We start from the raw sequence: 22384 nt of genomic DNA on the forward strand, positions 1-22384 counted from the left end.
TTAAAACAGGCACCTTCACCAAACGTCGTAGTCATCATAACTAATCACATTTAGTAGGGTACACGGCGAAGTAGGGCCAGAAGCCGCTACCTTTAAATGCAATGGAATGTTTTTATAAATTTCGAACACATTCACCCGGCAGTACAAATACAATCATCTATGTCAAAAGTCATTTTAATCACCGGAACTTCTTCCGGTATTGGTTTACATACTGCGGTTCTGCTCGCAGAACTGGGTTACAAGGTTTACGCAACAATGCGTGATACGGCAAGGCGCGAAAAACTTGACCTTTTAGCGAACGAAAAAAATGTTGAGGTTGCCGTCTTGCCTCTCGATGTACTCGACGATAGCACGATCACGAAGGCAGTCAGTGCTATCTTAAGCCAGGAAAGCCGTATCGATGTGCTCATCAACAATGCCGGTTCGGGCTTTGTGCGAACAATGGAACACGCAACCATGGAGGATATCCAGCAGGTAATGGAGGTAAACTTTTACGGACCGATCCGCTGTATGAAAGCCGTACTGCCATCTATGCGGGAACATAAATCCGGGCACATCATTAATGTTTCATCCGTGGGCGGTCTTGTAGGTCAGCCCATGAACGAAATTTATTGTGCCGCAAAATTCGCCCTCGAAGGTCTTACCGAAAGCATGGCCACCTACCTTAAGCCATACTTTGGCATCCATACTTCCCTGGTTGAACCCGGTGGGGTTATAACAGAATTTACCAATACTGTTATGAAGAATTTCGACGACAGTGGCGGGGTACGCAATGATGCATATGAACCGCTTGCAACCGACTACATGAACTACCGCAAGGTTTTTACCGACGAAGTAAGGGCGCGTGTTTTTCAAACCGCGGGGCAGGTTGCGCAGGTAATTGCTGATTGCATCGCCGATCCTGCACCAAAACTCAGGTACCTTACTTCAGACAGTGCAAAAGAATTTACCCACCTGAAAACAGGGCTCGATCCCACCGGTGAAATACTGCAGCAAACCATTCGTGATCGAATTCTAAACAAGTAGGCGCCCTTCCAGTAGAATTGGCTAACAGTTTTCAACTTTTACGCTTACCTTCACCCATTAATTATTTTAATTTTTAATGATGGAGACGAAAACACAAGGAACAGTAAAATTTTTCAACACTGAAAAAGGGTTCGGTTTTATTAAACACGATGATGGAAAAAATGAGACGTTTGTGCATGCAAGCGGCCTTATGGACGATATTAAGGAAGGTGATCGTGTTGAATTCGATTTACAAAGCGGTAAAAAAGGTATGAATGCAGTAAACGTAAGACTCATTCAATAACTTTTAGTTAAAAACTCATTTAAGGGCGTACCAGTTACGCCCTTTTTTTATGCCCTTTTTTTGGAGCTGATCAGTTTGCCCGCTAGCATCATTGGTCCTGCTTTCCGCTTATAGCCCACCCCAAAACCCAAATACAGGGGTGGGGCTATCCGCTCCAATCAGGGCTATTTTCCGGCCGGCTGATCTTATCCCGGCATAACGGCTGCAGGCTTCCTATTCTGGCTTAGAGCAGCCCGCCTACACATTGTTGTAAAAAAGCCCGGTGTTTTGCATTGCCGGCGTTAACTACGTTTCAGCTTCCAAATGCGCTGAATTCCCGCCGGCAACAGAACAGTTATCCAACGATGGAATTTGCGCCTGATATACAAAATTACTCCGCTGTCTTTCCAGTTTAAAATCAGGTAATTACACCTGTAAACCACATGGTCGCATGGCATGGTTTTTACACTTATTTGCTAAACATTTATTATGGAAGACAATCTTGAATTAAGAGGCAAGTGGCATGAACTCCGCGGCAAAGTAAAACAAGCCCATGGCCACCTTACAGACGACGACCTGAAATATGAAGACGGTAAAGACGAGGAATTTTTAGGTCGGCTTCAAACCAAGCTTGGTAAGGGCCGCGATGAAATCGTAAAATGGTTAAAATCGCTTTAAACAAGCGTAAAAAGTTTTGCATTCCGGTTCCGCCATTTTCATGAAAGCCAAATAATCCAAACTGTTTAATTTATGGCACCACACTTAAATGCTTCATCAGAAGTAAAACAAATCATTATACCAGGCAATCAAAAGTTCCCTAATAACATCGATCTGCCCGTTATCGTCTACCAGGCTATTCTTAACGTGCCGGCATCAGGTGAGTCTGAGTTCATTAAAGGCATATTTGAGCAAAATGGCTGGAGCAATAGCTGGACAGACTCGATTTATACCTACCACCACTACCACAGCAACACCCATGAGGTAGTTGGTGTGAGTCGCGGAAGGTGCATGTTGTTGCTAGGGGGTGATGACTCTATTCTTACAACGCTCGAGAAAGGAGATGTTGTTTTAATACCCGCTGGTGTATCTCACAAAAATGTGGGCAGCAGTGATGATTTTGAATGTGTCGGTGCTTATCCGAAAGGAGCCGACTACGATATGATGCGCGGCGAACCGGGCGAGCGGGAACTAGCTGAGCAGAACATTAAAGCGGTGCCTATCCCGGAAACAGATCCTGTTTTTGGTAACATGGGGCCGGTACTCGAACACTGGAGTGGCCAGACCAATAAGAAAGCAATTGAAACCAGGCCACAGTTCTAGTTGCTGAAAAATTCAAATTGTCCCGGTTTAATTTCCGGGACAATTTTTTGTCATGCTGTTCCTCTCTGCTTTATTCCTGGAATGGCTATTATTGAATAGGTGAACGGCTCCTGTTTTAAGGCCGGATTTCATCAAGACTATTGAAGCGTAAGCAGTCCAATATTAAAAGAATGTTCGATAGCTTCGGCACTACTGGTAAAGTGACAGCACGGAATTCCCTTAGCTTCAATCTTTTTGACAACTTCTTTAACCTTATCAACATTTTTGTCGTAAACATGCCTTAGGTAAACGCTTTTGATCCGCCCCGGAAAGTGTTCTACAATCGCGGCATATATGTAAGGATCCTGTTGAGAGTCGTCGCCTAGCAGCACATACGACTGGTTGGGAAAGGCTTCGATAATACGAACGATGCGCGTAAATTTGGTTGAGTGATTATTTTGTCCGGTGTTTAGCAGTTGCCGGAGTCGCTTTACCTGGTTAAGCAGGTACACGCCCTGTGGCAGGCTATTCTTATTCGAAAATTCTGTGATAAAATCATGCAGGTTCCATTCACTGCTGGAAACGAAGAAAAACGGGTTTGGCATATTGGTGTCGCGTGAGCCTGATTTGGCGAGCAGCCTGTAGTGGCTTACAACTCCTTCAAAGGGTTTCCTGCTGTGAGCATTTTTGGTAAAAAGCACGTATAGTCGCTTGCGAAGATTGGACGAATGAGAAATCAGGAATGTGTCGTCAATATCGGAAATACACGTAAACTTATTTGGTGGAGAGATCAGTACGGAACCTTTACCGGCGCCTTTCACCACGTGCGAATTCGGACTATCATGAACCCACTCAACTTCTACCTGGTGTTTGCCCGGCGGCAATTGTTGTTCAATGTCCAATTCGAACCTAAAGAAACCATCGGCTGCGGTACTAACCTGTACACATTTATCCTTCCACCGTAACCTGACGCTCGCATCGCGTACAGGACGAACCATAAAAGAACGCAATAATGCAAGTGTATTTGTCCAGAGATTCTTTCGATATTTTTTACGTGGTAACGGACTCAACGTAAACACATGTCCAAATACCACTAATCGAGATCCAAAGCCATAACCTTGGTAAACCTTAACAACCGGGTCGTTTGTAAGTCTTACCCAATGCAGTAACTTTTTCTTTATTCGCTTAACAAATGGGCGATCAGGTACGTTTGGTGTATTTGTCGAACTATTCATGAAGCAGCTTTATTAAATATAAAAAATGGACCAGCCAGAAAAATTAAACCTGTTGTTTGTCATCAATCCTATTTCAGGTGGCAAGAAAAAAACAGATTTTGAGATAGCAATAAAAGAGCATTGCGAAAGCCTGCCGCACGATTTAAATATCGTTTTTCTCACGGGCAAAAATGATGAAGAACTCGTACAAAAAGAAATTAAACGACTCAACCCACAAAGAGTTGTTGGCGTAGGGGGTGATGGTACCATAACTATGGTGGCTAAACAGCTATTGGGAACCGGCATACCACTCGGCATTTTACCTGCAGGATCTGCTAATGGCATGGCTCGCGAACTCGACATTCCTGAAAATATAACTGCTGCTCTTGACATCGTTCTGAAAGGGCAGGTAAAGTGTTGCGACGTAATAAAAATCAACAAAGAAATTTGTTTGCACCTGAGCGATATCGGCCTGAATGCCCAACTTGTAAAGTACTTCGAGGAAAGCAATATGCGTGGCAAGTTAGGCTATGCACGCATGGTTTTTAAAGTCTTGTTGAAACGTCGTGTCATGCGGGTGGTTGTTGAAACCGCAAATGAGCAACTAAAAAGAAATGCAGTGATGCTCGTGCTTGCCAATGCAAGTAAATACGGAACAGGGGCGGTAATTAATCCCGAGGGTGATCTTTACGATGGTTTGTTCGAGGTTATTATCGTTCGAAAACTTGCTTTTTCGGAACTCGTTAAAATGTGGTTCAGGCCTCAACCATTTAATCCCAAGAAAATAGAAGTATTACATGCTACTGCTGTAACAATAGAAACATCCCATAAGGTTCACTTCCAGGTAGATGGGGAGTACCTGGGAAAGGTTCAGAAAGTTACTGCCGCCATACAACCCCGGCAACTAAACATTATGTTGCCATGGAAGGAAGACGAAAAGGAAACAACGGCAGCTGACAAGGTACATTTTTTGAACGCCTGATGAGAAAAGCTGATATGGTTCGTCTCACAGTGGTTGCCTTGTTCTTGTTTTTTGTGGTGGATATCCCGGCTCAAAAGGTAGAATACCCCTACCCCGTTCAGCAATTCCAACTTACGCTGGAAGGTCGGCCTGTTCAGATGGCATATATGGACATTGCTCCTTCAAAGCCAAACGGCCAGAGTATCTTGTTATTACATGGAAAAAACTTTAATGGATATTACTGGCGCACGGTTATCCCCTTTCTTGCTGAGGCCGGGTACCGAGTGATTGTTCCCGACCAGGTAGGATGGGGCCGTTCTTCAAAACCCAATTTGCACTATAGTTTTCATATGCTCGCTAACAATACCCGCCTTTTACTCGATAGCATAGGCGTGAAGAATTGTACGGTGGTGGGACATTCAATGGGTGGAATGCTGGCTACACGCTTTAGCCTGATGTTTCCTTCGATGGTTAAGCAACTGGTACTCGAAAATCCGATTGGACTCGAAGATTATAAAACCTTTGTGCCCTATAAAACCATTTCCGAGTCGTATGCTGGTGAAAAATCAGCATCTTATGAATCTTATAAAAAATACCAGCAATCGTATTACCCGCAATGGAAGCCGGAATATGAGCAATATGTGCAGGCACAGGCTGAAGCGCTTGGCACGCCGGAGTTTGATAGCGCGGCATGGGTAAACGCATTAACCTATCAAATGATTTACGAACAGCCGGTGGCTTATGAATTCAGGAGACTGAAGCTGCCCGTGCTACTTATAATGGGCCAGGAGGACCGCACGGTCGTAGGAAAAAACCTTCTTTCGGAGCAAGAGAAAAAAGTAAGGGGCAATTACCCGAAATTGGGTAAACAATTGAAAGCTCAAATACCTGCGGCTAAACTTATAGAAATACCCGGTGTCGGACATATACCTCATATACAAACACCGGATATTTTCATGCAACACCTGTTCACATTCCTTAACAGGCCGTAGCTATTTTTTATAGTGTATGGTATCGTCGGTAGGGTTGAATGCTTTTTTCTGATTTGTTCCATCCGAAAACAAACGCTCTATAGCATGCATAGCATCCGACATGGGACCTTCCATCTTATGTGTACGGTCGTCAATGGTATTGTCGTGTAATGCGTCACCAATATGCAAGGCCCCAGGAATGTATTTCTTTAGGTTAGCAATCTGAGAATTAAAGAAACTTTTAACCGACTTTCCATCAGTTCCTTTCAGGTTTTCACGCAATACTGCATGGGATGCATGGGTAACCTTATCCATTTCATGTCCGGCTTCTTCAACGCTCTTGTGGCTGTACGCCGCAACCCGCTCCACCACCGATGTATAATCGTCTTTGAATAAGTCTTTTGCTCCCGATGAGGAAGAATTTTCACGCAACAAATTAGCTGCTTGTTGCTCGTTGGTTGAAGCTTTATACATTTCTATCAGTACAGTAGGAATGGCAGCCTGGGCCAGCAAGTCAACTGGTTTATCGTCTTTAATGATCTCCTGGGTATTTGGATCAATTTTATGTAACGCCGGACACCCGAGTTTTGCCTGAACGGCTTCAACAAGATTGATTGACATAATATGATGTTTTAGAGAGTTATAGTGATTTGGATGGCATTCTAAAGTTAAAAATTATACCATGTTCGTAAACAATTATCAGGTCGGCGACCAACTAAGTCAAGTGAAACTCAATTGTTCCTGCGAATATTCTAATTCTAAAATCTGGTGTTCCAGGTACCTAATTGTATAACTTAGTTTGATGAGCCTGATCCTTGTTCTTTCGAAACTTTTTACTTTTTTTTTGGCGCCCGTGTACTGGATTGCCGGCCTGATCATCTTACGGTATTTCACCATAAGCAGGATCTTAAAAAAACGGCTCCTGACAACTGCCATCTTGCTTTTCCTGGTATTCAGCAATGAATTCCTGTTTAGCAAAGTTGTTCAGCAATGGCAACCCGTACGACCACCTGAAATGAACAACACTTTTCAGGTGGGAATTGTTCTTGGTGGCTTCACAAGTTTTGACAGGCTAGGAAAAGGATACTTCAATACTGCGGCTGATCGCTTTATTCAAGCAAATAAACTGTATCAACAAGGCGTGATTAAGAAAATTATTGTCAGTGGGGGCAGTCTCTGGGGAAATGAACCTTCCGAAGCAGCCTTTGTTCGCAATGAACTGATTGCCTCCGGCGTTAATCCAAATGATGTTTTGCAGGAACTGCGGTCAAGAAATACATATGAAAACGCACTTTTCTCAAAGCGGATAATGGATTCTCTTCAGCTTCCTGCGCCGGCTTTGCTGATCACATCCGCCCTGCACATGAAACGGGCAAGTCAGCTGTTTAAGTCAGCCGGGATTGCGATACAACCCTTTCCCTGTGACTACCGGGTACTCGACAGAAAGTTCCAGGCTGACGACTATCTTCTGCCTAAGCTCGACATACTCGATAAATGGGCTTATTTAAATAAAGAGGTAGTTGGGCTTATTATCTACCAAATTGCCGGAAAAGCTTAATAGAATTTATTGGTAGCCGATGGGCGGTTGTACTTGTTCGGGCGCTGCACCGCCTACAATTGACCACCTAATCCGACCACGCGAAATTTGCTGCCCGGGGTATCTGTGCAAAAGAGTCGATCGCTTCGGCCGGAAGTCCTGTAAGCTTTCGTTTCACAACATCGATCCATGCGCCATCAATCGTGATGATAGCTGCCAGAACATCATCGTTTTTCCATATCTCGTGCTGCATCGTCCAACGACTGCTGTCGCGCCGCGAACTGAGCAGGGTCATATTGATCCAAACCTTGTCGCCAAACGTAAGTTCCCGTTTAAACACACATTCCTCCCTGAAAAGCACGGGACCAATCTGGTACGAAAGCAGCTGTTGTTGCCCTAAACCATGCTCAGCCAGGTAACTGATCCGGCAAAATGCCCCGAAATCGTAAAAGGCGCTGTGTCTCACATGACCATTCATGTCAATATCACTCCAGCGTATATCGATCGGCTTTTGAAAAGTTTGCATACTCCAGGTAGTTATTTTAGTTATACTATACGTAGATGTAGCACAAGTTGCAGCTAAATGTGAACTATACCTGCCCGTTTAGTCTTAACACTTTACAGGTGGTCCAGTATAGCGACCCTCTGTTTTTGGTGAGTCCTATTCATTCGGTTGCCGGTAGACATGTCTTCAAATGTTCTCTCTTTGTTCACGCAAGAAATGCCGTTGTGATCAGGTAATCTTTCAACTGTAACCTTATCTTGCACGCCTAAATATATCATATGTCTATTTCAGATAAGCTATCTCAACTAAAAAATGACAAGGCAGCTGCAAACCTTCAGGCAGGCCAGGATTTTTTAAGCGAAAACAAGAAGAAAGAAGGTGTTGTTGAACTGGCAAGCGGTTTACAATACCAGGTGCTCACCGAGGGTACAGGTAGTAAACCTTCAGCCACCGATAAAGTAAAGTGCCACTACCATGGAACACTGATCGATGGCACCGTATTCGACAGTTCAGTTCAGCGTGGGGTAGCAGCAAGCTTTCCGTTAAACATGGTTATTAAAGGTTGGACCGAAGCTTTGCAGTTAATGTCTGTCGGCAGTAAATGGCGCTTGTTTATTCCGCCGTCATTAGGTTATGGCGATCGCCAGGTTAGTGCGCAGATTGGTCCAAATAGCACGCTTATTTTCGACGTGGAGCTTCTCGGAATTCAATAGCCGAATACCTGGCCAGTACAATAAAACCAACACTTGCCAGTAGTGAAACACCCAGGATGATCCACCAGAGTACATCAAAACCAAGGTGATCCGCAACCCATCCACCAATGGATGGTGCCGCAATTTGCGCACTGGCCCAACCCATACTGTATAGTGCCGCATATTCCCCACGGTTATGATCATAACTCCGGCTGATCCAAAAGGTATTCATGAATGGCATCGATAACATTTCACCCACCGTTATAATAAGTATGGAGATGATGGCAAGCAAAAACCCGCCCGTAAGCAGGTTGAAGATGCCGAAGGAAATGCCCACAAGCACAACCCCATATTTAATGTAATATAATGGTGGGTGTTTACCGTCGAGACTGTGTACCAGTACCATCTCAGTTAACGCAATGATGATTCCGTTTAGGGCCATAAGAAACCCGATATGCCTTTCGGTAAGCCGAAGAGATTGGCGGTAGTAAACTGGTAAGATGGTAAACAATTGAAAGAAACAAAAGGCAAAGAGAACGGTCAGGCAAATGAAACCCAGGTAAATCTTGTCCCGGTAAGCTGATGTACCAGCCCTGTCCGGCTTTGCTTCTCCCGATAATGTCTTAACCGTTTTTGCTGGTACCGGCAACACAAAAAATAAGATGATCGCAGCCGAGATATTTGTAATCCCATCTACCCAAAACAGCAATTGGTAATCCATCTCTGCAAGTAACCCACCGACTGCCCCGCCCACGGCCCATCCCAGGTTAATGGCCAGGCGATTCAAAGAATACGATCGTGTTCGGTTTTCGGGTATACTATAGTGTGCAATCGCCGTGGAGTTTGCTGGCCTGAACGATTCATTTACCATGCTTAGCAAAAACGTTCCAATGCAAATACCCGTATAGCTACGCAGGTGACCAAGAACGATAAACAATACCCCTCCAACAAGAAGGGCAAACAACTGGATCTTGTAGAAACCAATTTTGTCGGTGAGCCTTCCCCCGAGATAGGTTCCTACAATGGCTCCTACCCCAAATATACCCATGATGATGCCAGCCTGGGCAATTGAAAAGCCAAGCTGCTGGGTGGCATACATCGTCATAAATGGGACCACCATGGTGCCGCTCCGATTGATGAGCATCACCGCAGACAAGTACCAGGTTTTGCGTGATAACCCGGTATAAGCGTCTCTATAAAGCGTTAAAAGCGACATAATGGTGGCAAACCGCTGCAGCTTGCTCCGCCTGCACGATTACTGTGCTGCAGACACCTGCCACTTTGGAAGTGCTGGCAATTTAGCTGGACGTGCCTTCAAACTGATCGAACTGGTGTTTGAATAAAACATTGAAAGTAGTGAGGCTGCCATAGATACGGGTGATGTATTGCTGAAGATCTACTTTTTCAGCATCGCTCAACAACTTGTGTGCATTGATCTTTTGCTCCATTACCCTCAGCCTGTCCCGAAGCATGACGATCTTATGAAAAAAGCCTTCTATCGGCACTTCTTTCGACGACAGTTTTTTATCGCCGGGCTGCAACACCATCATCCCATTTTTCCAGCGATCGCCAATAGACACCACTTCGGAAACATCACTCCATTCGCGAAGAATTTTGATGAGTGCATCTTCTGCTTCGCTGAAACTCACGTTATATTCCGGCTCAATACGATCAATTACTTCGAGCTGAAAGTCTTTTGCTACGGTTTTTATGCCCTGGTCGATAAAGCAAACCTCATAAACACGTTTGTGCAGGCGGATGACCACACCTGTTCCGAATGACGGATGATTAACCCTTGATCCAACTCCGAGGAGTTCCATGCGTATTGTTTTTGGGTGTTCAGGTAATAGAATATGTTGAACCGTTTAGGCTTACATCAGCTCGCTTAATTCGAGCCAACGCATTTCCTTTTGTGCGAGCGCATTGTCGATTTCCCCTATTCGTTTGCTTAAAAGGTTCAACTGTTCAAAAGGTGCTTCCGGGTTGCTCAGGTTTTGCTCCACTTGTTGCTTCTCCGCTTCGAGTTCTGCAATTTCTTTTTCCAACATCTCAAACTCCCGCTTTTCCTTAAAATTCGCCTTTTTTAAAGTTGTAGCAGCTGCAGCTACCAGCGGCTTATTTTGTTCCATACCGGCAACAGCTTCGGTTGTTTCGCCTTTGTTCTTTTTGTCCGTGAGGGCATCCCATTTATTTGCTTTTTTCTCGTTTGTCTTAATCCATTCGCGGTAGAGCGTATAGTTTCCCGGAAAGTCCCTGATTTCGCCGTCTCCTTCAAATACAAACAGGTGATCAACCAACCGGTCCATAAAGTAACGGTCGTGACTAACAATTAGCAAACAGCCCTGGAAGTCAACCAGGAAATTTTCGAGTACCCCGAGTGTGGGCAGGTCAAGATCGTTCGTCGGTTCATCGAGAATAAGAAAGTTCGGGTTCCTGAAAAGGATTACCAATAACTGAAGGCGTTTTTTTTCACCGCCGCTCAAGGAGCTCAGGTAAGTATATTGCTTGTCGCCGGGAAATAAAAACAATTCAAGAAACTGGGAGGCACTTATACTGCCTCCTTTTGCAAGTGGAAAGCTTTCGGCAAAGGTTTTTACATATTCAATGATCCGCATGTCGTCTTTAAACTCAAGACCCTGCTGCGAGAAGTTACCAAAAATGACCGTTTCCCCAATGTTGATTTTACCGCTGTCGGGTTTTTCAATGCCTTGCAGAATATTTAAAAACGTTGACTTACCTACCCCGTTTTTACCAATTACGCCTATTCTTTCGCCCTTACTAAAAGTATAATCAAAGCCTCGCATTATGGTTTTATCCCCATAAGCTTTGTTAACTTTTTTAAACTCAGCAATCTTGCCACCAAGCCGGCTCATCTTAACGTTCAATTGTAGTTGCGCGTCTTCGATTTTCTTCTTGGCAATCACTTCTACCTCGTAAAAGTTATCCTGCCGGCTTTTGCTTTTGGTAGTACGTGCCTTAGGTTGCTTGCGCATCCACTCCAACTCTTTGCGATAGGTGTTTTTCGCTTTATCGATCGTACTTAGCTCACTTTCGATGCGTGCCGTCTTTTTCTCGAGGTAATTGGCATAGTCGCCTTTATAACTGTGTATTTCCGAACGGTCCATCTCCCAGATCTCGTCGCAAACTGCATCCAGAAAATAACGGTCGTGGGTAACCATCAGCAAGGTTACGTGCTCGCCGTTTAGATAGTGCTCCAGCCATTCCACCATTTCTACGTCGAGGTGGTTGGTTGGTTCATCCATTATCAACAAGGTGTGCTGGTGCTCAAAACCGATGTCGATCAGTGTCTGCGCCAGTGCCACCCTTTTACGTTGTCCGCCGCTCAGGTTATTAACCGGCTGTTGCAGGTTATGAATGTTTAATTTGGTCAGGATCTCTTTTACTTTGGCCTCAAACGTCCAGGCATCCAACTCATCCATTGTTGAAAGCGCATCAGAGATTGCATGCCCGTCATCTGCTTCAACCGCGGCTTCGTACTCGCGGATCACCTTCAACACCGGGTTTTCGGTATGGAAGATATTGTCGAGTATTGTTTTATTCTCGTCGAACTTCGGATCCTGTTCAAATAAGGCGACGGTTACGTCTTTATTGATCCAAACGGTGCCTTCGTCTGCGGTCTCCTGTCCGCTAAGAATACGGAGCAGGGTACTTTTTCCAACACCATTTCTTGCAACAAGCGCAATCTTATCTCCTTCGTTTATGTGAAATGAAATATTGTTAAATAATGGATTAATCCCGAAACTCTTGGTGAGTCCCTCAACAGTTACATAATGCATGCGGCAAAGATAAGGCTGAAGACTACGGATTAGCGGATTACGGATTGGCGAATTTGGGGAATGGTTCAGGAGAATACTTGATCAGTGAATAGGTTGACTGGTGAATTCCCGAATTGCGGATTAGGGACTAACGAAAGAACAGTTTAGTCCAGGGAAAAAGTCGAACAGTTGAATGCTGATTTATTAACCAATGTCGCTTATTTAAGCAACTTTTTTGGACCCAACTACAGGATTGCTATTGAACATCGTTGCGTCGCACTCTTGTACAGCCTCGCATTATTGAGCTAAACAATTGACAAGCAGCTTAACTAAACGGCATTGATTTATTAACTGCTAAATACCAGACACTATACATGTTTGCTGCACTACGAATAATGCTTTGCAGGTATTTATTTTTACAATTTGCATATTACATTTTACACAGGCATTTAGGGCCGAATGTAGCAATGCCGCAAAAGAGTGCGACGCAAGGATGCCTCATAGTATTCCTGGAGCCGGTCCCCCAAAAGAATCAATCCTGGTAGCGCACCCGTTGTTTCAAATGGTGGATTAATCTTCTGCCTGTTTGCGTAAAATCTTTTTGGGACCCAGCGGTAATATTTCAATTGTAGATCGTTGTCGGCCCTACTGTCGCCGGTCGGACAAGTGTTGGACTCTTGTACTTCATGCGTTATTGTGCACCGGCATTATTACTTTTTAATGATCTTGATCTCTACTCTCCTGTTAGCTACACGGTCAGCCTCCGTTACTTCGGGATTGATTAGTGGAAACTGGTGCGCGAGGCCTTTGTAGCTGAGCCGACTCTTTTGTATTCCTTTTTCAACGAGGTAGTCATGAACAGCCCTTGCCCGGTTCACCGATAGGGCCAACTCGCCTGTAGCATTGTCCAGCGCATCAGTTTCACCATCCTGGCAGCAAACATGCCCTTGTATTTCCACTTCGAGTGTCGGAACTTTTTGCATGGTCTCGAGCAGATCGTTAAGCGAACTATATGCACCCTCTAAAAACTGGTGACTACCAGGTAAAAAGTTGATGTTTTTAAGAACGATATTTTCGCCCGCCCTCGTGTTTTTATCCTTAATGTCTTCGATAAGTTTTTCATTTCGCTGCTGTTTTACCACGGGTTCAGGACGCTTTACGATGTCAAGTCCGGGCGTAGGGCCAGGTGCATTCGTTTTGGTAATACTATCAGCAGTTGTCCTTGAAGGTTCAGCTGTAAGGGTTGATTGCCGGGCAGCTACGGCCGAATCTGAAGCCAGCACCGTGTAGTTGTTCATCAATACGACACGCCTGTTTAGCTGGCGGGAAAGCGAGTCATCCTGGTTACTGATCAGTCGTTCTGCTCCGAAACCACGAACTACACCGATCATGTTTTCCTTAACCCCTCTTGATACGAGGTAGTCTTTTACCGCCCTTGCTCTTTTTAACGACAACCATTCATTATAAGGATCACTACCCATCTGATCGGTATGGCCAAAAATGCCAAGCGAACGGATGTTACGGGAAGCAATAAGATCGTTAAGCACTTCCCGGGTTTCCCTCGTAAGCACAGAACTGTTGAAATCAAAGTGTACAATGGTGGTTTGTGCACCAGCAGCGGTTGCAAGAAAAAGGAAAATTATGAGGAACCTCGAAGCCATTTTTTTTGGGCAAGTAACAAAAAACCTTCTTAATTGAATGTAAAACCTCCTGCTTTATCTTTTTGGCCCGCTGCAATCCCCCGCATGATTGTGCGTGCTATCATGCGAAAACGGCATCTGATTTCAATTATCAAATTTGTAAACAGACAGTTGCCCCCTGTTTTTGACAACAGCAAACGCCACTCTTCTCGTGATAATGTATTGCGCCGTTTTGCTGATATTAATAATGATTGTAAACTTATTTGCCTACGGCTATGCTCACATAAAAATTTGTATCGCTACCCGCTTGTTCAAAATCGATCTAAACACCTATGGATTGTGGTCATTTTCAAATTGCATTCGCTTAATCCACTCCTCCTTTCCGCGTAGCCTTTCTTACTTCCGGCCATTGGCCTGGCTCACCCGTTCTCGGGTTTACCGGTAAAATGCTCCTTTCGCGCGAGGTAGTTGTTGGGTCTTCGCTGGCGAGGTAAGCCAATACGGCGGTTAGTATAACGTTGTTTCTTAAGTCATCGAATACAATCTTGTCGTAAGTATCGCGGTTGGTGTGCCAGGTGTAATTGCCGTATGACCAGCTAAGCGAGCTGAGCGAAAATGCAGGTGCACCCGCGGCAACAAAAGAAGCAAAGTCGGATCCACCGGCACCAGGTGATCCGGGGAAACTTGTAGTGATATGTGACCGGACACTATCGGGAACTTTCGACAGCCATTTGCCGATATAGCTGTATGAATTTAAAAAGCCCTGACCGGAAATGGACGATACCCGCCCTGTGCCATTGTCCTGGTTGAATAAAGCTTGCAGCCCCTTTACGATCTCGGGATGGTCCTCAACGAAGGCTCGTGATCCATTTAAACCTTGTTCTTCGCTACCCCAATGTCCCACCAGGATCGTCCGCTTTGGATTTGGGTACAACTTTTTTAGGATGCGCATGGCCTCCATCATAGTAAAGGTGCCGGTACCGTTGTCGGTTGCACCCGACGCACCGTCCCAGGAGTCGAAATGCGCACTTAGCATCACGTATTCATCCGGCTTTTCGGTACCCTTGATTTCTGCAATGGTGTTAAAAGTAGGCACCATCCCCATTTCTTTCGATTCTGCCCGAATGCTCATCTTTGGCTTTTGGCTGTTTTCGGTTAACCGGTAAACCAGGCCATAGTCTTCCAGCGAAATATCGATCGTTGGAACCTTTTTGGTGTAGGCGCTAAAGATTTTGTTTACGCCAAATCCCTGCGACCAATTACTCATAACAATTCCCAGGGCCCCGGCTTTTTCGAGTGCCAGGGGTAATGTTCGTGCGGTATATCCGGTTTTTGCTATCCGCTTCCTCCATGCCTCTGTCTGCGCCGCACGCTGCTGCTTCATTTTGTCGAAAGACTCTTTGGTGGCGAACTCGGTCCAGTTATAATCAGGTCTGCCGGTTGGCTGGTTCATCGAGATCAATACAAATTTGCCTTTTACCGCGGGTAACCACTTGTCAAAAGCCACTGAGTCGGCAAGGTCGGGAACTATGATGGTTTCAGCTGTTACCGCTTTACCGTTTGTTGACGGGCTCCAGGCCAGTTGCATGCCTTCGAGCGATTTTACCCTTGGGTATACAAGGTCAATATGCGAAATCCCCCGATCCCATCCGCGCCATTCACCCCATTTTTCGTTACGGCTGTCGATGCCCCAGCCCTTGTATTTTGCCACTGCCCAGTTGTTGGCTTGTTGCATTTTGGGGCTACCAACTAAACGCGGGCCTATAACATCAAGCAGCTCATGGGCGAGTGTGGTAAGCTGGGAATTTTGGTTTGCTTCAGCAACAATGCGTTGTATAATTAAGGAGTCATTGTTTTGCGCATTCAGGATTCCGGCTAAACTGCAGGAAACTAATCCCATAAATACACCTAAGTACCTGGCAATAAGCACCTGTTTGATTTTTCTCATGCTACTAAAATAAACATCCTGGCGTTTACGGCGCCAGGATGTTTATTTATTACGTTCATCTTTGTATAAGGCCTACTCGGAGAGCCAGAATTCGATATTATATTCTGTTTCGGCCAGGTAACCGTTTTTACCAAATACCACTGTTTTTTGCACTTCGGGCTCGCCATTGTCCTTTCTATTATCCAGCAACAAGGTTTTGCCGGGGTAAACTGCTCTTACGGTGTATTTGCCAATGGGAATATCGCGCGCCATAAAGGTTCCGGCATGATCCACCACGTTTCTTTCAATTAGTTTAGCCGCTGTTCCGTCGGCGAGTGTCTCGCCTGCTACTGGTGTAAAAACCAGCTTAACGCCTGTCATCGGAATGTCCAGCCCCCATTGGTACACGTCAACATGGGCGCCATATACCTGTGCTGTCCCGGGCCGTGGGCCACTTAGCTTCCAGGTAAAATCGCGTACGGGCTTATCGTTGCGGGTGAAAGGCTCGTCTGTCGCAGGATGAAGGTCGAAAGTATATTGTTGGCCATAAGCATTTTTCTTCACCTGTGCTTTGGCGGTCCAGCTGCCTGCCGGGTCTTTTGGAAGTTCGGCTTTATAATAGCCGTCTTCATTCGTGGTGGCATAAACATAGGTGGCCACCCAAACCGTATGTTCAATAACAACCCTGATACCTGCCAGCGGTTTGCCGGCTTCGTCGGTAATGCGGCCGGTCACAGCGCCTTGTTCGGCTCCGGAAGTTGAAGGTTCTACGCTTTTCGTACAGGCTGTCAGAATTGCAACTAAGCATAATGCTGGCAAAAACCGGGTAAATAACATTTTCATAGAAGGGTTACTTATATTAACAAGCACAAAATGCAATTGAAACCGGGGGGATGAAAGACCCCCCATAGCAGATTGCCATTTTGGTTTCATCAACTGCGCATCAAAGTGTTTGAATTGTAACAATTGCCGGTAGGCAATGTGGGTTATTATAACAGGCTCGGACTCCTGCTATTCATCTAGTATTCTTAACCACCACAAAAGAGCTTAGGCAGTCCGGCTGCTTTTGTTCAACGACGGAAGCGCTCCATTTAGCCGGGTGTTTAGACCGGTCAAGTCCTGCTCTAATTTATTTATTACCAGTTTGAAAAATACTGTCACACGTTTATGCGATTGGATGGCCAAAGTACCGGGGCTATGTTTGCGCATCATTAAGTGAACGAATACTAAATAGACTTCTCACGAATGGCGATAGCCATCCACTCGAGAGGCAATAGTCGGCACATGAGAACAATGAGAGCAGCACCGTTAAAGGGCTGCTTTTTTGTTGTGTGGTAGTCTGCCCTCGCGGTAGATACCAACAACCTGGTTACCACCACCGAACCTTCGGAGCATTGGTTATCCTCAGCAAATGAAACAGGCAATTTATATTTAGCGATGGTGTTTTAATTTCGAACACATGAACCTTTTTCAACATATCTGCGTAATTAGTTCCGTACCTGACTAAGAATGGAAATTTGCCTCGCACAAATGGATCGGTAATTAATATCCTATGTTATTCCTGGTACCCCATCAACTAATGGGCTAAGCGGCAGTTGTGTCTATAAACCTGTTGCAGTAAGCATTAACTAGTTTAAACGAAATTGAAATTTATTCCACGATGACAAATCCAGGGCGCTATGATCACCGTTAAAAAACTTAATCGGGCACTGATGCAGGTGGAAATAAGGGTTCGTGTGCTTAGCCGCGCAACTGAGCGCGCAAAAAGAAGCAATTACGACCATGAAGATGTTGCGGCAAGCCGGAAGGTTTACGAGGCATTTGTTAGCGCAAATGAGAAATACGTGGACCTTATGAAAAAATTTAACAATGAAGAGCTGGCCAGAAAGGCCGCAGCGGAAGAAAGGCCGGGTGGTTGAAACTTGTCAGCGTAACCTCGATAAGCAATAGTTGAAGCAGATCTAACTAACCATTAGCGATGGTGTTGGGTAAACTTCTATAAATGAAAAAAGCCTCACAGACAAGATGCTGATGAGGCTTTTATGTTGTACCCGGGATGGGAATTGAACCCACACTCGCGTTGCGGCGAACAGGATTTTAAGTTCTGCGATTTATGTATTCATATGGTTCAATATGGTACCATTCTACTGATAATCAGTTTTGAACAAATAATTAAAACCGTAATGGAACAGATTAATATGCAAAATGTTTGCGGATTGTTGTAGGATTTAATTACTTTCAAGTATGGCATCAATAGCAATCGTCTTGCGCAAAGAGGTTAGAAAAGATGGAACTTATCCGCTTTGTATCCGCATTACTAAGGATCGAAAAACAAGTTACGTCTATACAGAATACGCTATTAGGCAGTCAGACTGGGATAACAAAAAGTCAACTGTAAAAAGCTCCCATTCCAACTCGGCAAGGCTGAATAATTACCTGAGAAAAAAACTTTCACAAATAACTGATAGCGCCCTTGAGCTTGAAACATCCAGAACTCACGTTACATCCACCGCTGTGAGGCGAAAGAGCAAGCCATTGGCTTGCTCTACCTTCTTTGCACAAGCAGAAAAATATCTTAAACGATTAAAAGCCGGTGGGAAACATAACCAATACAGCGCAGATAAGCCACGCGTAAAGCATTTTAAGGAATTCATGAAAGCTGATGTTGCTTTTCAAGATATAACGATCGGAACGCTTGAACGTTTCAAAGTGTACCTCAAGAGAACAATGGCAGAAAGAACAGCAGTAAACCACCTAGTGTTGGTCAGGTCTGTGTTTAGCCTGGCGATAAAAGAGGAAGTATGTGATCCTAAGTACTACCCATTCGGGAGAGGGAAGATAAAAATCAAATTTCCCGACTCTCATAAGCTTGGATTGAATGCTGAGGAGGTGAAAACACTTGAGGAAATACAGCTTGACCGTGATTTGAACCATGCGAGAAACCTTTGGCTATTTTCGTATTACCATGCCGGAATGCGCATATCTGATGTTTTTCGCCTAAGCTGGAAGGATATTCATGATGGTCGAATGTGGTATTCAATGGGTAAAAATAACAAAGGCGACAGCCTTAAAATACCTGAAAAAGCAATTAAGATCTTAGACCAATACCGAAATGACGAGCCGAAGCATAAGCTGGTTTTTCCAGATCTCAAAGGTTTGGATTCTCTCGACAATCCTTTGGAAGTCCAGCGCCGCATAAAAACTCGAACCCGTCGCACTGATGACCTGTTAAAACTGATTGGGCAACAAGCAAGGTTAACTAAACCACTCACTGCTCATATTTCCCGCCATACCTTTGCCCAGCTTGCGGGCGATAGAATTGATATACGTGTTCTGCAAAAACTCTATCGCCACACATCAATTGCAACAACTATAGGCTACCAGGGGCATTTTATTCATAAAGACTTGGACGAAGGTCTAAACGCCGTAATCGGCTCTTAAAAGCATCTGGCGAAACAGTTGATACAACCCAAATGTAACGACTGGAATTTAGTGGAGCAAACATGCTGCGGCTCGATATACGAGGAAAGATGATGGTGTTGCCCGAAGATAATCTACAATAAATTTCTTAAGTAAAAAGGTGCGCGGGTAAAACGAGCGAGGATTAGGAGCGACAAACTTGTCTGGACTTGCCGTCTAATACTTCAGCCAGTCATGGTAAATCCATCTGCTGTTTTGGAAAGCAGCGACGCAAATCCACATCGATGATGTGCTTCTTCAAATTACTTTAAGGTTGGCTCTAACCGGCAGTTGGAACGGACGTGTAATGCCTGATTATTTTTAAATTCTGCAGCCTGACATTTAAAAGGCATCTTGAGCACTTTTTCGTAAATACTCATCAATCGACGAAACGTCGTATAGAATAAGCTTCTTTTCAGGTTGAGAAAATCGGATTGCGCCAGTGTCACGTAATTTCTGAAGCGTACTTTTGCTTTTTATGCGAAGCATTCTCATTGCTTCTTTACCGGAGATCCATTTGTCCGCTTCAACCTTATTGATAATCGTGAGTTTCTCAATTACATGGTTGACAAGCTGGTAAAAAGCTTCGCTCTCTATACATATCACCTCCATACAGCTCTTTTTACAGGTTGAAAAATTCTAACATTGTAACACTCTCAAGGGTGATACCTTAGTGGTAGTTTGGTTCACGATCTGGTTAGGTTTTAAAAATGGGTTGACTATAGTATTTAGCCTTAACTTACCGAAAACGACTTTCAACAATAACAAGTATCTCTCTTCGGGATAAGCTGAAAAAAGGGTTGAAGAGCCGGAGTCAATTCTAAACCTAGTGAGGTGCCGGATCAAAGCCCAGTTAAGAATTGGAAGGTGCCAGGAGAAATCTTCAACATTCTTCGCACTTGTTGCGACTTCAGCCAGCGCTTCGTTTGAGACGGTGGACGCAAGCTAAGAACAGCTACAAGTTTATCTACCAACTGCTTTTTAGAGCGCGCAAGATCATAAAGGGTGATAAGTCGTGCAGCAAAGATCCGGTGAGGATAGGTCTCCTCATGGCACGATTTGGTTAGTTTTTCCATAACACACATTTTCTTTTCACATAAAGCACGAAAAATCCATCAAACACTTGATGAAGTTACAAAATACCTCAGCGGAAACAATTGACAATTATCATTTTAATCGAGCTAAACAAAGGCCGGCGAAGGAAGGGGATTTAAAACAAAAGAGCCCTGGTTTTCACCAAAGCTCTTATTGAAACCTTTTAAGAAAAAGTAAGTAGGTATGATTTTAAAACTTCTCAGTGCCGGGTATTTGCTTTATGGTATATACTGATTGGCCCACTGCACGCCTGTTTAAATAGGCATACAATACAAAAACGCTTTTGCCCGTAGTAGTTGCGGTGGTTGGAAACACAGCCCCGGTTTCAAAGTTGTTTACGGCAACACCACTCTCCCATTTATTCTTTGAAGTAAATGTGGTAACCCTGCCATTGCCGCCACTTGCATTGCTTACTACAATTAAGTCTTTACCATTTTTGCTTAACAACAAACCATCAGGACCAGCCAATGGTGCGTTTAAAGTAACTATATTGTAACTAGCAGGGTTTGCAACAGGAAACTTAATCACCTGGTTGTTGACAGAAAAAGCCACCAGTAAAAAGCCTCCATTTTGGTTTCCATACTCAATGCCGTTGAACCCAAAGCCAGTAGTTGCAAAAGCTGCATCCTGGTAAAAAATGCTGGCAGTTCCATCCACGCTTATTTTGTAAATTACCGGGGTGCGACTATTGGTAACGTAAGCGTTACCCTGAGGGTCTAATGCTATATCGTTTATAAAAAACGGGGCACCCGGGGACAGTGGTTTCAGATCAATAAAGTTTACCCTTTCACCTGTATTAATGTTGTAGATACCAACACTGCCTGCACTTGAATTGGAAACATACAGCAACTTACGGGCTTCATCAATTTCCAAACCAGTACTACCAATTAGCGCAGGATCGGTAATAAAGGGAGTATAACTGCCATCGGCACCAACTATGCCAATATCCCCGCGGGTAGTACTACTTACATAAAAGCGGTTATTAAACTTATCGTACACCACTCCTTCCGGAAATAGATTTTCCTGGTTAAATTCAATATCATGTACCTGGTTGGATTGATTTGCTACATTAGCAACCTGGTTGTCGGGTGGAGATAAAAGCTGTTCGTCGGTAAGAGATGTTTTTGAGCATGCTGACAATAGAATTCCACCAACAAATGCAATCGTGCATATTTTTTTCATGAAGCAACAATTTTTTTTAGATGAATGTTTTGAAGTTCAAATAGTGTTTTATGCAAAGGTTTAGGCTACAGACTTAACAGTATGATCAGTTATAGGGAAATACCTAACAAGCATCCAACAATCTTGTTCAATTTGAGAAAGGTTTTTTTCATGCTGAACCCAGGTTTATGCAAGTGTGCTTTCAATTTTTAGATCGTCTCAGCGTAGACAACTTCTATGGGGGGCTAACGACATTGTTAGCTCTAAACTGGCTCTATAAACAAACGCCTAATACTATGAAATTGAAGACCCGCAAAGCATTCATCTGGTAGTATTCTCTAAGCTTATACCCATTGCAGCCTTGTATCACGTCCGCCCACATCCCCTTTTCAAATATTAATTAAACGTTGAGCGTTTTATCCTGTTGCCAGGCTCCGTTCGTCCACCGTAACTGAGTGCCGAGACATGCAAAGAGCTGATTGTTCCTACCCGTGTGACCCACTTGCCCAAAGCTGCCTGTTATGTGCCTTTGTATGTTCCACTCAATAAAATGCCAATGAGATGCTTATTAATTCTGTTTTTCTGATTGCCTGCTGGCCACTAACAAACAGGTTTTGCGTTGCCTCGGCTAAGATATGTCTCTATTAAGCAGAAGCCCCTGAAGTAAAACAGAGTATCCAGAATTGACCGGCTTCTGATCAATATAATACGTCAACCTACCTACCAACTGTTGCCTGTCAAAAAACTACCTCCTTTTGCAAAGCGCCTTTGCTAAAGTAACTATCTTCACTTCTTAGATAGCCAGGATTATCTGCGTATTAACTATGCAAGTCCAAAGCCACAAGAAGAAGGAACTTGT

22 protein-coding genes are annotated in these 22384 nt (G+C 44.3%); 10 read left to right on the forward strand and 12 right to left on the reverse strand.

Annotated elements, in window-relative coordinates; translation table 11 throughout:
* Positions 1-159: 159 nt before the first annotated feature.
* From EXU57_RS21635 to EXU57_RS21650, 4 genes are all read left to right on the forward strand, one after another.
* On the forward strand, positions 160-1026 hold the full coding sequence (locus tag EXU57_RS21635) for an SDR family oxidoreductase (RefSeq protein ID WP_133270353.1): 867 nt from the start codon (positions 160-162) through the stop codon (positions 1024-1026).
* 79 nt (positions 1027-1105) lie between these two features.
* Positions 1106-1309, forward strand: coding sequence for a cold-shock protein (locus EXU57_RS21640; RefSeq protein WP_133270354.1), 204 nt, complete (start codon positions 1106-1108; stop codon positions 1307-1309).
* A gap of 468 nt (positions 1310-1777) precedes the next feature.
* Positions 1778-1966 (forward strand): CsbD family protein, encoded by a 189-nt coding sequence (locus EXU57_RS21645; protein WP_133270355.1) that lies wholly within the window; start codon positions 1778-1780, stop codon positions 1964-1966.
* A gap of 72 nt (positions 1967-2038) precedes the next feature.
* Entirely contained in the window at positions 2039-2608 is a 570-nt protein-coding gene (locus tag EXU57_RS21650) for a cupin domain-containing protein (RefSeq protein WP_133270356.1), read from the forward strand.
* A 137-nt stretch (positions 2609-2745) separates the two neighbouring features.
* On the opposite strand, the gene EXU57_RS21655 is transcribed toward EXU57_RS21650, so the two are convergent.
* A complete protein-coding gene (locus EXU57_RS21655) occupies positions 2746-3822 on the reverse strand; it encodes an App1 family protein (protein WP_133270357.1) in 1077 nt (358 codons plus the stop codon).
* 25 nt (positions 3823-3847) lie between these two features.
* On the opposite strand from EXU57_RS21655, the gene EXU57_RS21660 reads away from it, so the two are divergent.
* Positions 3848-4783: a diacylglycerol/lipid kinase family protein gene (locus tag EXU57_RS21660; protein ID WP_133270358.1), complete on the forward strand. Its 936-nt coding sequence runs from the start codon at positions 3848-3850 to the stop codon at positions 4781-4783.
* The gene (locus tag EXU57_RS21665) at positions 4783-5754 is read left to right on the forward strand and encodes an alpha/beta fold hydrolase (RefSeq protein WP_133270359.1); all 972 of its coding nucleotides are present in this window, start codon (positions 4783-4785) and stop codon (positions 5752-5754) included. Before EXU57_RS21660 ends, EXU57_RS21665 begins: the two co-directional genes overlap by 1 nt.
* On the opposite strand, the gene EXU57_RS21670 is transcribed toward EXU57_RS21665, so the two are convergent.
* Positions 5755-6354, reverse strand: a complete 600-nt coding sequence (locus tag EXU57_RS21670; RefSeq protein WP_133270360.1) for a hypothetical protein — start codon at positions 6352-6354, stop codon at positions 5755-5757.
* A 181-nt stretch (positions 6355-6535) separates the two neighbouring features.
* On the opposite strand from EXU57_RS21670, the gene EXU57_RS21675 reads away from it, so the two are divergent.
* The gene (locus tag EXU57_RS21675) at positions 6536-7291 is read left to right on the forward strand and encodes a YdcF family protein (protein ID WP_133270361.1); all 756 of its coding nucleotides are present in this window, start codon (positions 6536-6538) and stop codon (positions 7289-7291) included.
* Between the two features lie 67 nt (positions 7292-7358).
* On the opposite strand, the gene EXU57_RS21680 is transcribed toward EXU57_RS21675, so the two are convergent.
* Complete coding sequence (locus EXU57_RS21680) at positions 7359-7796, reverse strand: acyl-CoA thioesterase (protein WP_133270362.1); 438 nt, start codon at positions 7794-7796, stop codon at positions 7359-7361.
* A 257-nt stretch (positions 7797-8053) separates the two neighbouring features.
* Here EXU57_RS21680 and EXU57_RS21685 point away from each other — a divergent pair, with 257 nt between their 5' ends.
* Positions 8054-8488 (forward strand): FKBP-type peptidyl-prolyl cis-trans isomerase, encoded by a 435-nt coding sequence (locus tag EXU57_RS21685; RefSeq protein WP_133270363.1) that lies wholly within the window; start codon positions 8054-8056, stop codon positions 8486-8488.
* Here the strand turns inward: EXU57_RS21685 and EXU57_RS21690 are convergent.
* From EXU57_RS21690 to EXU57_RS21715, 6 genes are all read right to left on the reverse strand, one after another.
* Positions 8454-9683 (reverse strand): MFS transporter, encoded by a 1230-nt coding sequence (locus EXU57_RS21690; RefSeq protein ID WP_165958236.1) that lies wholly within the window; start codon positions 9681-9683, stop codon positions 8454-8456. The two genes, EXU57_RS21685 and EXU57_RS21690, sit on opposite strands and share 35 nt — an antisense overlap.
* A gap of 82 nt (positions 9684-9765) precedes the next feature.
* The gene (locus tag EXU57_RS21695; protein WP_133270365.1) at positions 9766-10287 is read right to left on the reverse strand and encodes a hypothetical protein; all 522 of its coding nucleotides are present in this window, start codon (positions 10285-10287) and stop codon (positions 9766-9768) included.
* A 51-nt stretch (positions 10288-10338) separates the two neighbouring features.
* On the reverse strand, positions 10339-12264 hold the full coding sequence (locus tag EXU57_RS21700) for an ABC-F family ATP-binding cassette domain-containing protein (protein ID WP_133270366.1): 1926 nt from the start codon (positions 12262-12264) through the stop codon (positions 10339-10341).
* 689 nt (positions 12265-12953) lie between these two features.
* Positions 12954-13904 (reverse strand): OmpA family protein, encoded by a 951-nt coding sequence (locus tag EXU57_RS21705; RefSeq protein WP_133270367.1) that lies wholly within the window; start codon positions 13902-13904, stop codon positions 12954-12956.
* A gap of 343 nt (positions 13905-14247) precedes the next feature.
* Positions 14248-15831 carry a M20/M25/M40 family metallo-hydrolase gene (locus EXU57_RS21710; protein WP_133270368.1) on the reverse strand — a complete coding sequence of 528 codons (1584 nt, stop codon included), beginning with the start codon at positions 15829-15831 and terminating at the stop codon, positions 14248-14250.
* A gap of 72 nt (positions 15832-15903) precedes the next feature.
* Positions 15904-16653: a carboxypeptidase-like regulatory domain-containing protein gene (locus EXU57_RS21715; RefSeq protein ID WP_165958237.1), complete on the reverse strand. Its 750-nt coding sequence runs from the start codon at positions 16651-16653 to the stop codon at positions 15904-15906.
* An 836-nt stretch (positions 16654-17489) separates the two neighbouring features.
* Between EXU57_RS21715 and EXU57_RS21720 the strand changes: the two genes are divergently transcribed.
* Both EXU57_RS21720 and EXU57_RS21725 read left to right on the forward strand, forming a co-directional pair.
* Entirely contained in the window at positions 17490-17729 is a 240-nt protein-coding gene (locus tag EXU57_RS21720; protein WP_133270370.1) for a hypothetical protein, read from the forward strand.
* 325 nt (positions 17730-18054) lie between these two features.
* Positions 18055-19251, forward strand: a complete 1197-nt coding sequence (locus EXU57_RS21725; protein ID WP_133270371.1) for a site-specific integrase — start codon at positions 18055-18057, stop codon at positions 19249-19251.
* Between the two features lie 360 nt (positions 19252-19611).
* Here EXU57_RS21725 and EXU57_RS21730 read toward each other — a convergent pair whose 3' ends face one another.
* The 3 genes from EXU57_RS21730 to EXU57_RS21740 form a co-directional block, all read right to left on the reverse strand.
* Positions 19612-19881, reverse strand: coding sequence for a helix-turn-helix domain-containing protein (locus EXU57_RS21730; protein WP_133270372.1), 270 nt, complete (start codon positions 19879-19881; stop codon positions 19612-19614).
* 230 nt (positions 19882-20111) lie between these two features.
* Positions 20112-20345, reverse strand: coding sequence for a DNA-binding protein (locus tag EXU57_RS21735; protein WP_133270373.1), 234 nt, complete (start codon positions 20343-20345; stop codon positions 20112-20114).
* Between the two features lie 208 nt (positions 20346-20553).
* On the reverse strand, positions 20554-21546 hold the full coding sequence (locus EXU57_RS21740; RefSeq protein ID WP_133270374.1) for an SMP-30/gluconolactonase/LRE family protein: 993 nt from the start codon (positions 21544-21546) through the stop codon (positions 20554-20556).
* Positions 21547-22384: the final 838 nt, after the last annotated feature.

The organism is Segetibacter sp. 3557_3 (assembly GCF_004354985.1).
Classification (GTDB): Bacteria; Bacteroidota; Bacteroidia; order Chitinophagales; family Chitinophagaceae; genus Segetibacter.